We start from the raw sequence: 12,775 nt of genomic DNA on the forward strand, positions 1-12,775 counted from the left end.
CGTCTTTTATTCTCCATCCTCTGCCAGCTTCTGTGCCTGCTCCTCCTGAATTTCCGGCAGACCGGAAAGCATCGGCGTCAGATCCGGCGCTGTCTTTGATATCTTTCGGGCAATATAATTTCTGGTGATCGCAAACACCGTACCCGAAAGGGCCAGCACACCAATAAGGTTCGGAATCGCCATTAATCCGTTTAATGTATCGGCAATATCCCATGCCAGATCAAAACTCATGGTCGCTCCAAAAACAATACATACAACAAATATTACTTTATATACTACGGTAGCCTTTGTTCCAAAAAGAAATTCGCAGGCCTTTGTGCCGTAGAATGACCAGCCAAGCACAGTAGAAAAAGCAAAAAGCGCCACAGCAACCGCAACAAAAATGCCGGCCGCCGAACCGAATCTTAAAGCCATTGCCTCGCTGACGAGAGACGCCCCGGTCGCCTCACTCAGAACTTCTCCGGTCTCAAGATTGATCAGCCCCGAATTTAAAACGGTAAAGGCTGTCAGGGTACAAACAATAATGGTATCAAAAAATACCTCAAAAATTCCCCACATTCCCTGAATAACCGGTTCCTTGACATTTGAAGCGGAATGAACCATAACCGAAGAGCCCAGTCCCGCTTCATTGGAGAACACGCCGCGCTTAAAGCCCATCGTCACCGCATTTTTGATCAGCGTTCCAACAGCCGCTCCGGCCACAGCCTGTAGACCAAAAGCGCCTTTGAAAATAGCGCCAAAAACTGCCGGAACAGAACCGATATTCATAATAAGAGTTGCCAGAGTACCGATAATATAGATCAAAGCCATAAACGGCACAATTTTTTCTGTCACATTACCGATGGATTTAATACCGCCCAAAATAACAAGAGCCGCCAGTACCGCCAGTAAAACGCCGATGATCACCTGCGGCGTCACCTTTCCGAAAACTGTTTCCGGCAAATGAAACGCATCAACAATAGAACTTGTGATTTCGTGTACCTGGGTCATATTTCCGATACCGAAGCTGGCAAACATACAGAACAGAGAAAAAAGAATGGCCAAAAACTTTCCAATGCCCCTGCAGCCCCTTTTTGCTCCAAGGCCGTCCAGCAGATAATACATAGCGCCGCCGGACCATTCGCCCTTGCTGTTCTTTCTCCGATAATAAATGCCGAGAACATTTTCAGAGTAATTTGTCATCATTCCAAAAAAGGCGGATATCCACATCCAGAATACCGCACCGGCGCCGCCGACCACGATCGCGCTGCTGACACCGGCAATGTTGCCGACACCAATAGTCGCCGCCAGGGCCGTCGATAAGGCCTGGAACTGGGAAATGGATTTTTCGTGCTTCGCCGTATGGGCCCGCACATGCTTCTTTTTAAAAATGGCAAGAAAAGTTTCATTCATCCACTCTTTAAAATGAACCAACTGAAAAAATTTCATTCCCACTGTCATAATAATACCTGTTGCAATGATGAGAACAAGCATCGGCACGCCCCACACTACACCGTTGATCGCAGCATTGATTTTCGTAATTTGTTCAATCATAACATTTTCCTCCTGGGTTTTTTGGTTTCACTCATCCAAGTGCCCGTCCCGGCACTCAGGCTCATATACCCGTTCGGGCATCCCGTATATCAAATGCCTCGGCATGGGTATACAAAAAAACGGAGTACTCCCAATTCTTTGAGAATACTCCATTGTATTAGGATAATTATAAATAATATTTGATTAAGCGTCAATACTTTTTTGGAAAAATCAGGAAACCCTGTTGTAATTGATCAGGCACCCTTTAAGAATAATTTCCCGTTCTTCATCGGTCAGCTCGCCCAATGTCATAGTGAATGGCACCAGTTCTTCGCCAACCTTGTAAGCTGTGATCACATCGGCTTTTTCCTCCACCGCTTTGCGGATATCCGGCACGAAAAGATAATCGCCGTTGGCAAACGGCAGCTCGCCCTCCGGGATAATAAATGGCAGCATGCCCCAATTGATCAGATTGGAACGATAGCGCTTTGTCGCATACTCGTTGGCAATGTTTGCCCATCCGCCGAGAACTTTCTGGCAGGAAGCCGCCTGTTCACGGGCGGAACCGTCACCCGGTTTCACCGCAAAAATCGTACTTCCGACTCCCAGATTTCCTTCGCCGGCCTCCGGGAACTTTGTATGAACGATTTCCATCACCGGTTTCATCTCCGGCAGAACTTCCAGCGGACATGTGTTTGCCTCGATCGCCTTCTGTGCCTTCTGTACTTCTTTTGCACGGCCGACATAGGCCGGATCCTTTCTGGACAGGGTGAACTCGGCCAGTCCAAGCGGATTTGAACGGAAGGACGAGGTTTCGCCGGACGGAATCAACTCATCCGTTGTCGTTACCGGATCATGGATCTCTGATACAACTTTCAACAGCATATTCTGAGGAAGTGCGGACATGGCCGGCCAATCCTTAATGTTTGGCCCGAGCTTGATCTCCACATCCGGGTCTGCCACCCCATGACTGTCAAATACACGGTTTTTATAAATGGTTTCATCAAAGAAATATTTCGGTTTCGTATAATTCACATCGATATCCGTTGCCGCTGTCAGATAGCCCTTATTTGCCGCTGTCGCTGCAATTGAACGGGCATCCATCAAAGCAACCGAAGAGATCTGTCCATTCTGAATCTTGGAGCCTTCGCGGTTCGGGAAGTTACGGGTGGAATGACGGATACTCAGCGCATTATTTGCCGGCGTATCACCCGCGCCGAAGCAAGGGCCGCAAAAGGCTGTTTTAACAATCGCGCCGGTGGACATCAATGTGGCTACTGCGCCATTTTTCACAAGCTCCATATAAATCGGCGTGCTGGCCGGATAAACACTCAGTGTAAATTCATCCGGTCCAATGCTGGCGCCCTTCAGAATATCCGCCGCATCACAGATATTTTCAAATCCGCCGCCGGCACAGCCTGCGATAATTCCCTGTTCCACATAAAGACGGCCATTGCGTACCTTATCCTTCAAAGTAAAGTTTACCTGCCCGTCAAGGCTGACAAGGGCACGCTTTTCACAATCATCCAGAATGTCCATCAGATTGGCATTCAATTCATCAATTGTATATGTGTTGCTCGGATGGAACGGCATGGCGATCATCGGACGGATCTTACTCAGATCGATCTCAATCATACCGTCATAATAAGCAACTGCCCCCGGATTCAATTCTTTATAATCTTCCGGCCGTTTATGAATCTCATAGAAATCTTTAATTTCATCATCTGTACGCCAGATGGAGGACAGACAGGTTGTCTCCGTTGTCATAACATCCACGCCAATACGGAAATCCGCGCTCAGATTCGAAACGCCCGGTCCTACAAATTCCATGACTTTATTTTTTACATAACCGTTGTCGAATACGGCGCCGATGATCGCCAGGGCCACATCCTGCGGGCCAACGCCCGGAATCGGTTTACCCTTTAAGTAGACGCCGATCACACCCGGCATATTAATATCATAAGTTTGATTCAAAAGCTGTTTTACCAGCTCCGGCCCGCCTTCACCCATAGCCATCGTGCCCAAAGCGCCGTAACGGGTATGGCTGTCGGAACCGAGGATCATGCGGCCGCCGCCAGCCAGCATCTCTCTGGCAAACTGATGAATGACCGCCTGATGAGGCGGTACATAGACGCCGCCGTATTTTTTCGCGCAGGATAAACCAAACATATGGTCATCCTCATTGATCGTACCGCCAACGGCACAGAGGCTGTTATGGCAGTTTGTCAGCACATAAGGCACCGGAAATCTTTCCAGCCCCGATGCTCTGGCTGTCTGAATAATGCCCACAAAAGTAATATCATGGGAAGTGAGTTTGTCAAATTTAATCTTCAGCTTTTCCATATTCCCGGAAGTATTATGGGCTTCCAGAATCCCATAGGCAATCGTATTCTTTGCCGCTTCTTCTTTTGAAACTTCTTTTCCTGTCTTTGCCGCAAGAATCTGCTGCACGTCGCCGGCATCTTCCACGATGTCCAAGCCGTTCAAAAGATATGCGCCGTTTTCGTATAATCTCATACGCTTTGTCCTCCTATTCTACAGCCACATGGCTCATAAATGTCTCATATAACTCCGGGTACTCCCGTTTCAGCCGCACCGGTTTATAATCCCCGTTTAAAAAGCAGTGGGTCGTCTTTCCGGTACACCGGAGTTCTCCGGTTTCCGAATCAAGCACCCGGTAGGCGATCGTCATCTTAACACCGGTGAATTTAATAATTTTTGTGTAAATATCCACAATGTCATCATAGCGAACCATGGATTTATACTGACAGTCCACAGAAAGCACCGGAATCATGATTCCCATCGCCTCAACCTTCGTAAATGGCCAGCCCATTTCCTCCATATAGTGAAGCCTTGCCTCCTCAAACCAGCGAATATAATTGGAATGATGAATAATGCCCATCTTATCCGTTTCATAATAGTTGGCCCGACGTGTATAAAGACTCTCCGGTGCGTCCCCGCTATCCCGGTCATCAATAATAATCTCTCTCATTGTTCACAACTCCTGACCTTTTTTATATTAGCACACTTTTTTACTCTGTCAAAGTAAAATTGAATAATTATCCGATAAAAATGTATTGTACAAGAATCATATAAAGCAATGTACCTCCCGCAATACTCAAAAGTACATTCTTTTTCCATTTATGTATAATAACAATAAAAACAACCGCGATCAACTCGGGAATCCCATGACTGCCGCTGAAGATATTCACATCCTTCAGACAGTAAATAACCAAAAGTCCGATCACCGCATAGGGAAGCACTGTCCCGAGATATCGAATATACCGGGGCGTTTCCTTATTCTCCGGGAACAGGATAAAGGGCAGAAACCGGGTCAGCATTGTCCCGGCAACGCAAAGCCCGATCGTAATGAGTGCCTGAAAAACTGTCATAAACTATCCCTCCCCCGCATCTGTTTCTGTGCCAGCGAAAGGCAGACCAAAATACCAAGCATTGCCGGGATCAGAAAAGAACTGCTTCCAAAAATTATACGGCAGAGCAGCGTCACAGCGACACCAACAACCGCCGGCAAATGGTTGTCCGTTTCCTGCCATTGGCCGACAAAAATAACGACAAAGAGGGCCGTCAGCACGAAATCCAGTCCCTTTGTGTTAAAAGAAATAACAGTGCCGAGAAGCGACCCGACAGCACTCCCGGCCACCCAATATATCTGATCCAGCAAAGTCACCCAGAACATATACCAGGGTTTGGATATATCCTCCGACGGCTCTTTTCCGCAGAGAACGGAAAAGGTCTCATCCGTCAGTCCAAAAATCAGATAGGGCTTTAACTTTCCCGTATTCTTAAATTTATCCAGCATGGATAACCCATAAAATAAATGCCGGGCATTCACCATCAGTGTCATAATAAAGGCCGCGATCGGATTAAAAGCCGCCGCCAGTAAGGATATCGCCACATACTGCATGGAACCGGCATAAATAAAAATGCTCATCAGTAAAGCCCATCCGATGCCATAACCTTTGGCATTTAATAAAATTCCGAAAGCCATTCCCAGAAAAACGTAACCGGTCATCACCGGAATTGTCCCCGGAAAAGCAGCTTTCAAAGCTGTTTTTTGTTCATCCGCCAAGTTACTCATCCTTTTCACCCTCCGAGCCTTCGGCCCGCGTCTTCTGCTGGTTCTTATCCTCCCGCAGTGTCCGTTCTTCCCGTTTTTTATCCCGCTCAATGCTGACATTTTTATAACTGCCGTACTTCTCCCGGCGTTCCTTTCGTGTCTCAGCCGCGTTGTCACTGTAGATCAGCTGCCCGGACTCCATGTCATAGCCGTCCGCCCGAATATAGCTTTGAGTTTCCAGCGGCATCCGCTTTTTATAAAGGGCATATTCAACAAAGGTTTTGATCAGATAATAAATGACAGCAAATACAGGCACGCCGAGCAACATTCCCGGAAAGCCAAAAACGCCGCCGCCGACCAAAATCGAGAATACGACCCAAAATGGCGAAAGCCCCGTAGAATTTCCTAAAATCTTAGGGCCGAGAATATTTCCGTCAATCTGCTGCAGAACAATAATGAATATAAGGAAAATGGCCCCCTGTTTTAAATCCGTCAGACTGATCAGAATAAGACTCGGAACAGCGCCGATATAAGGCCCAAAAAAAGGAATGACATTCGTCACGCCAACGATCACGCTGACCAGCATCGCATACGGCATCTGGATCAGATTCAGCACAATAAAACAAACCACTCCGATAATTGCCGAATCGATAAGTTTTCCGGTAATAAAACCGCCAAAAATCTGATTGCAATGCCGTACAACTTCAACCATGGAATTGGCTATATCCGGCTTCAGCACCGCATAGGCAATCTTCTTTGCCTGCCCGGTAAAAGTATTGGTGCTCATCATAACATAGATCGATATAATAGCGCCAACGATAATATTATATAAAAACTGCAGAACATTCATAATACTCAAAGTGAACGTATTAATTCCTGCCCGAAGCTGCGGATAAAAATCATTTTGCATCCACTTCTGTAAATATTCCATCGCCTGATTGATCAATTCCTGAAGATCCTGAGAAAACTGACTTTCATACTGAAGGCCCTCAAACCATTCCGTCACCCGCCGCGTATAAGTCGGAAAACGCATAATGATCTGGGCAATACTGGACACCAACTGAGGCAGAACCATATATCCGAGGATAAATATGATTCCCAAAGCAAAAGCCATGGCGCATCCCACGGAAACTCCCCGGACAACCCGTTTTGTCCGGGACGGATTTTTGCTCTTCATCACCCAATCCAACTTCAGCAGCCGCCGTTCCACAAATTCGACAACGGGCAGCAAAACATAAGCAATAACCAGTCCCGCGATCACCGGCGCCAAAATTTTAAGCAAGCCGTTAAAGGCCTTATGAAGCTCAGACCATTTAAAAAGGATAAATATAAAAATAATACTCACGGCTATGACAAACAGATAGACTGTTGCCTGCCGGACCATTCCCCGAAAAGATAATTTCTCCATGCCATCCTTTTTCTCTTCTGTACCTTTTTCAGCCATTTTCATCATCTTCTTTCACACTGCTGTTCTCAATAACTGCCCTGCGCCTTCTCTGAAGCGCCCAGATCAATCGTCCTGCGGCCCAGGCGCTGAATATTCCGATCAATATACCGCATAAAACATCTGTCGGGAAATGAACGCCCACATAGAGTCTCGACCAGGCAATCAATACCGCCAATAGGATAGACAAAACACCGATCAGCCGGCTTCTATCTTCAGATGTCCAATAGAGGGCACAGGCGGCCGCAAAGGAACTGCAGGCATGGCCCGACGGAAAAGAAAAATCCTTCTGCCGCTCCAAAAGCAGCAAAATATCGGAAAACTGTTCATAAGGCCGCACCCGGGCAACCATATTTTTCAAAGCCACATTGGTGATCAACGCCCCGATAAGCAGGGCGGCCAATCCGCAGAGCCCCATTTTCCGGGTCCGCTTAAAAACAAGAAGAAGCAGGCACAGGAAAATCCAGAAAAGTCCGGAATTTCCAAGATGGCTGATAAATACCAGCGGTTTCGTCAGCCATTCCACCCTCAGATGCTCCTGAATAAACATTAAAATCAAATAATCCAAATGGGTGATATATTCCGCCATACATCCTCCTTCTTTTTATACGCCTTCACCGTCAAAATTCGGGATAAAACTTTCTTTTGCCGTGCCGCCCTCCTGTATATAGGCGTTTCCGACGCCCTTTCGGATAGCATATTGAATAAGCCGTTCGTAAACCTGCCGCTTTACCCGTTTCTGCAATTCCGGATATTTATCCAGAGCCCCCGACGGCGTGTACTGATTCATCAGACTGAGATAAATATTATCTCCGTAATTTTCATGAAGGAAATCAATGATCTGCCGGGAGTCCATCGACTGTCCCGGCAATACCATATGCCGAACGATAATTCCTTTTGTCATCAGGCCATTTTCATCAAAAACCGGCGCACCGGTCTGCCGGTACATTTCTTCCAGCGCCTTGGCCGCATAAAAGGAATACCCCTCCTCATGGGCATACCTTCCCGACAGATGGACATCCATAAACTTAAAATCCGTCAGATAGACGTCCACCCATCCATCCAGCAGCTCCAGCGTATCCACCTTTTCAAAGCCGCCCGTATTATAGACGATCGGCAGATGCAGCCCCATCTTCCGGCTGATGCGAAGAGCCTCAATAATCTGAGGTACAAAATGAGTCGGAGTCACCAGATTAATATTATGGGCTCCCTTTTCCTGCAGCTCCATAAAAATCTGCGCCAGACGGATGATGGATATTTCCTTTCCTGCGCCGCCCCTGGAAATCTGTCCGTTCTGACAAAATACGCAGCCCAGATGGCACCCGGTAAAAAAGACGGTGCCTGAGCCCCTTGTCCCGGAAATGCAGGGTTCCTCCCACATATGCAGAGCGGCTCTGGCAACTTTCAGCCCGGCCGTCTGGCCGCAGAACCCCCGGCGGCCATCCAGCCGATTGACACCGCACTCTCTCGGACATAAGCCACATTCCCGATACCATTTTTTCCAATTCATTTACATTCCGCCGTCCTCTTAACCTGAAACATTACAGTTATTCTTTATATTTTTAAAAATCCAGAGATTTTAAAACTTTTCGCATGAAAATAATGCTCAAAACGATCGCCATAATTTCCGCCAACGGAAATGCCAGCCATACAAGATGCAGATTTCCTGTCTGGGCAAGCAGATAGGCCACCGGGATCAGTACGACCAACTGACGTCCAACAGAAATAAACATACTGTAAATACCGTGTCCCAACGCCTGAAGCATGGATATGCTGACAATACTGAAGCCCGCGAACAGAAAGCTGATACTGATCGTCCGAAGGGCCGGAACTCCAATAGCAAGCATGGAATCCGAAGCATTAAACAATTCCAAAAGAACTGCCGGACAGAGTTGGAAAATAAGTAATCCGACAGCCATCATTCCAAAGGCGTATACCATGGCCAGTTTCATCGTTTTCATAATTCTCTGTTTTTGTTTCGCACCGTAATTAAAGGCGATGATCGGCACCATGCCGTTATTCAGTCCGAACACCGGCATAAATACAAAGCTTTGCAGCTTGAAGTATACGCCGAACACGGCCGTGGCCGTGGATGTAAAAGACATAAGAATCTTATTCATGCAGAAAGTCATCACCGATCCGATACTGCTCATAATAATCGATGGCAGACCCACAGCATAAATGTGCCCGATCACCTCTTTGTCCGGCTTCATATCCCGAAACTCAAGATGAATATCCGTATTTTTTGTAATATTCAACACAGCGCTGATAATTGCCGCAATGATCTGTCCAATAACTGTGGCCAGAGCTGCGCCGGCCACCTCCATCTTAGGAAGGCCAAACCATCCAAAAATAAGGATCGGATCCAGAATAATATTGATCACGGCCCCGGCGCCCTGAGTAAACATCGTATGAAAGGTCCGCCCCGTTGCCTGCAGCATACGGTCAAAAGCCACCTGTAAAAACAAACCAAAGGACAAAACAGAAACAACGGATATATAATCCTTTCCATAAGCAATGATCTCCGGTATATCTGTCTGAAGTTTATAAAATAACTCTGAACAGGTCAATCCGAAAATAAGAAAAACAATGTAGCTTGCACAGGCTAAAAATACACTGTTATTCGCCGCCTTATCCGCCATCTCCTGATTTTTCTCGCCAAGACTTCGGGACAACAGGGCATTTGTACCGACACCGGTCCCGACAGCCACGGCAATCATCAAATTTTGAATAGGAAAGGCCATCGAAACGGCCGTCAAAGCATTTTCATTAATCCGAGATACAAATACGCTATCCACGACATTATACAATGCCTGCACAAGCATGGATATGATCATCGGTATCGACATGGTCACCAAAAGCCGGTTGACCGGCATGGTTCCCATTTTATTTTCCTGCTGTACATTTTCCTGATTCATCTTCCGTTCCTCCAAAAACTCCTCGAATCATGTTCTCTAAAATATCTGTTGTTAATTCCAAACCAATACTTGTGTTCATACACGCATCAAAATTATGGTAATCCCCGAAACGATTCATCGTGAAATGGTTATAATAATCGCTCCGCTTTTTATCTACCTTCTTCACATAATTCGGCATATTCTCCGGGTTTTCCCCGTAAACCGTGCGAACCCGCTCCATACGTTCCTCCAGAGGCGCATAGCAGAAAAAGCTGAGCACGTCATCTCTTTCTCTCAGAATATAGTCGCCGCAGTTGCCGACGATCACACAGGAACTCTTATCCGCCAGCTGGCTGACAACCCTTGTCTTTGCCAGATAGATCTGATCGGACAAAGGCCTTTCCTGAGTGGACATGTACAGATTATAAAGAAAACTGGAAGTCTTCTTCTCCTGCCATTCCTCCACCGTCTCCCGCGTAAAACCACTCTCTTCCATCAACATATTGATGATTTCCTTATCGTAAAAATCAATTCCCAAACGTTCCGCCAGCGCCTGCCCGATCAGACGGCCCCCGGAACCATACTCTCTGCTAATCGTAATCACAAAATGTTTCACAACAATCGCCTCCTCTTTACAATCATAGGAGCCATGATTGTTTAACCACGGCTCCTTATCTTCACATACCTCTTCGGGCATCCCGCAATACATACCCCGTGCTGCGTTCCTGCTTCCTGCTATATCCCCAGATAATATCCCTGAGCCAATATAGACTCTGTGCGGGAAAGCACCTCTTTTGCTTCCTCATAATTCTGCTTAGCCAGCGCTGCAATCATATAATTCGTCAGACACAACGGCGCCGCGAAAGAATTCTTATAGGTGACGCTGGAAATAGCGCAGGGCAGAATAACATCGCCATAACCGCTCACCGCGCCATAATTCATACTGGTAATCAATACGACTTTTGCGCCGTGCTCCCGCAGCCATGTGATCATCGTTGCCGCCACTTTGGAATATCTTGGAAATAAGTACGCAATGCACACATCGCCCTCTCCGGCCCCGACAATCTCCTCCGGATAAATCATGCCTATAGACTGGATCAGATTCACATGCTTCTTGATCTCTCCCAGTTGAGACGCCATATAATGGGCCACTGCAAAAGAGCTTCGCATACCGAGGACATAAATATTTTTCGCACCGGAAATAATCTCAACAGCCTTTTTCAGATCCTCATCCCGCTGTACTTCCAGCGTCTTTCGAATATTTTTTATATCATTCTCAAAAGATTCCCTCAACAGATGATTGTCTGAAATCGGCGGCATATCTGCCAGCCGTCCCGGCAGGGATTCCTTCTGCTTTAATTCCGCCTGAATATCTCTCTGCATTTCAGAAAAGCCTTTATAACCCAACGCCCTTGAAAAACGAATCACTGTTGTCGTGCTGACATCAATTTTTTCTGCCAGATTCTCCAGTGTGCTAAAGGCAAACTCCGTCATATGATCCGTTAAATAATTGGCCGTCAGCTTTTGAGAATGGGTAAAAGAATCAAAATGCTGGTTGAGATTTGTTAAAAAATCCGACATTTTTCACGTCCCCCTCCTTGGTATACCCTTTCGGGTATCCCGTATATCAAATGCTTCGCATGGGCCCGCTTCGTCAGGCTCCGCGCGATAAAGTATGCCCATTCGGGCATCCCGTATATCAGATGCTTCGCATGGGCGCGCTTCGTCAAGCTTCGCGCGATAAGGTATACCCTTTCGGGTATCCCGTATATCAAATGCTTCGCATGGGTATATTTTAGATTGTATCATTTAATACATGGAGTGTCAATTTGACATTTTAATATTCGACCTTCCACATATAACGGCGTGTATTATAATCCTTTTTTATGGCATAAGATAACTGTCTCATATATACATTATTCAAAATCGGTGAAAACAGTATATGATTAAAATATTCACATACCGTATCCGGGATCCGATTGATCCCCAATTCTTTAGCATCAAGTATATATACCTTTTCTCCGCCGTACCGTTTCAAAAAGGTCACCGCCCGCTCATCGGCCGGACGAGTCCGTCCATCGGCCACAAGAAGGAATACGGAGGTGTTTTTGTCCAGCACTTCAAACGGGCCATGGAAAAATTCGCAGCAATTGACCGTCGGCGAATCAATCTGAAGCATCTCCTCAATATTGCAGATTGAAAATATGTAAGCCGAACCCCAGGCCGGGCCGCTGCCCATAACATAAATCGTCTTTTCATCCTTATTCTGCTCCGCCCATTTTTTTGCCAGCGGTGTCGCATACTCGACGGCCTTCCGATAAATATCATCCGCAATATCAAAGGCGGCCACTGCATCGGCATAACCTTTATAGCCCTCCGACAGCTCAGTCAGCGTCATCGCGATCAAGAGGCCGATACTGGAATTGACCCGCTCCGTCCGGCTTTCATCCAGGGCAATGCTCTCATATTTGATATTATTATCACATATCCGGGTCAGCTCCGATTCAAGCACGTATAAGCCAATGGTCGCCGCGCCCCGTTCCTTTGCAATTCCGGCAGCTTTACAGGTTTCCGGTGTCCCCCGCATGGAACAAATCACAGCCAGCGTATTCTCTCCCACAAATTTCGGCGTTGCAAAGACAAATTCATTACTTGTAAACGATTGAGAGCGCAGCGTCCGGCTTTCCCTGTCCATAAAATACTGGGCCGGATAAAATCCGCCGTTTGAACCTCCCGCTGCAATCCACACCACATTTTGAATACCGCCGACAGATTCTTTTTCCTTTAAAATTCTTTCGATCACATTTTTTACTTCTTCCTGAATTTTCATATGTATTCCCCTTT

General features: G+C 46.7%; 12 protein-coding genes. All 12 read right to left on the reverse strand.

Features of this window, described 5'->3' with window-relative positions; translation table 11 throughout:
• Positions 1–6: 6 nt before the first annotated feature.
• Positions 7–1,533, reverse strand: coding sequence for an alanine/glycine:cation symporter family protein (locus ACMN7X_RS13635; RefSeq protein ID WP_418748004.1), 1,527 nt, complete (start codon positions 1,531–1,533; stop codon positions 7–9).
• Between the two features lie 210 nt (positions 1,534–1,743).
• Entirely contained in the window at positions 1,744–4,029 is a 2,286-nt protein-coding gene (locus ACMN7X_RS13640) for a hydratase (RefSeq protein ID WP_418748005.1), read from the reverse strand.
• Positions 4,030–4,042: 13 nt separating this feature from the next.
• The gene (locus ACMN7X_RS13645) at positions 4,043–4,504 is read right to left on the reverse strand and encodes an acyl-CoA thioesterase (RefSeq protein WP_418748006.1); all 462 of its coding nucleotides are present in this window, start codon (positions 4,502–4,504) and stop codon (positions 4,043–4,045) included.
• 67 nt (positions 4,505–4,571) lie between these two features.
• The gene (locus ACMN7X_RS13650) at positions 4,572–4,904 is read right to left on the reverse strand and encodes a branched-chain amino acid transporter permease (RefSeq protein ID WP_418748007.1); all 333 of its coding nucleotides are present in this window, start codon (positions 4,902–4,904) and stop codon (positions 4,572–4,574) included.
• Positions 4,901–5,611, reverse strand: coding sequence for an AzlC family ABC transporter permease (locus ACMN7X_RS13655; RefSeq protein ID WP_418748008.1), 711 nt, complete (start codon positions 5,609–5,611; stop codon positions 4,901–4,903). Before ACMN7X_RS13655 ends, ACMN7X_RS13650 begins: the two co-directional genes overlap by 4 nt.
• A complete protein-coding gene (locus ACMN7X_RS13660; protein ID WP_418748009.1) occupies positions 5,604–7,034 on the reverse strand; it encodes an AI-2E family transporter in 1,431 nt (476 codons plus the stop codon). Before ACMN7X_RS13660 ends, ACMN7X_RS13655 begins: the two co-directional genes overlap by 8 nt.
• A complete protein-coding gene (locus ACMN7X_RS13665) occupies positions 7,027–7,623 on the reverse strand; it encodes a phosphatase PAP2 family protein (protein ID WP_418748010.1) in 597 nt (198 codons plus the stop codon). The genes ACMN7X_RS13660 and ACMN7X_RS13665 overlap by 8 nt, the downstream gene beginning before the upstream one ends.
• Positions 7,624–7,638: 15 nt before the next feature.
• Positions 7,639–8,544 carry a radical SAM protein gene (locus ACMN7X_RS13670; RefSeq protein WP_418748011.1) on the reverse strand — a complete coding sequence of 302 codons (906 nt, stop codon included), beginning with the start codon at positions 8,542–8,544 and terminating at the stop codon, positions 7,639–7,641.
• A 52-nt stretch (positions 8,545–8,596) separates the two neighbouring features.
• Entirely contained in the window at positions 8,597–9,952 is a 1,356-nt protein-coding gene (locus tag ACMN7X_RS13675) for an MATE family efflux transporter (RefSeq protein WP_418748012.1), read from the reverse strand.
• Complete coding sequence (locus ACMN7X_RS13680) at positions 9,921–10,547, reverse strand: AAA family ATPase (RefSeq protein WP_418748013.1); 627 nt, start codon at positions 10,545–10,547, stop codon at positions 9,921–9,923. The genes ACMN7X_RS13675 and ACMN7X_RS13680 overlap by 32 nt, the downstream gene beginning before the upstream one ends.
• Positions 10,548–10,666: 119 nt before the next feature.
• The gene (locus ACMN7X_RS13685; protein WP_418748014.1) at positions 10,667–11,512 is read right to left on the reverse strand and encodes a MurR/RpiR family transcriptional regulator; all 846 of its coding nucleotides are present in this window, start codon (positions 11,510–11,512) and stop codon (positions 10,667–10,669) included.
• 256 nt (positions 11,513–11,768) lie between these two features.
• Entirely contained in the window at positions 11,769–12,761 is a 993-nt protein-coding gene (locus ACMN7X_RS13690) for a sugar isomerase (RefSeq protein ID WP_418748015.1), read from the reverse strand.
• Positions 12,762–12,775 lie beyond the last annotated feature (14 nt).

Source organism: Frisingicoccus sp. (assembly GCF_048388605.1).
Classification (GTDB): domain Bacteria; phylum Bacillota; class Clostridia; order Lachnospirales; family Lachnospiraceae; genus Frisingicoccus.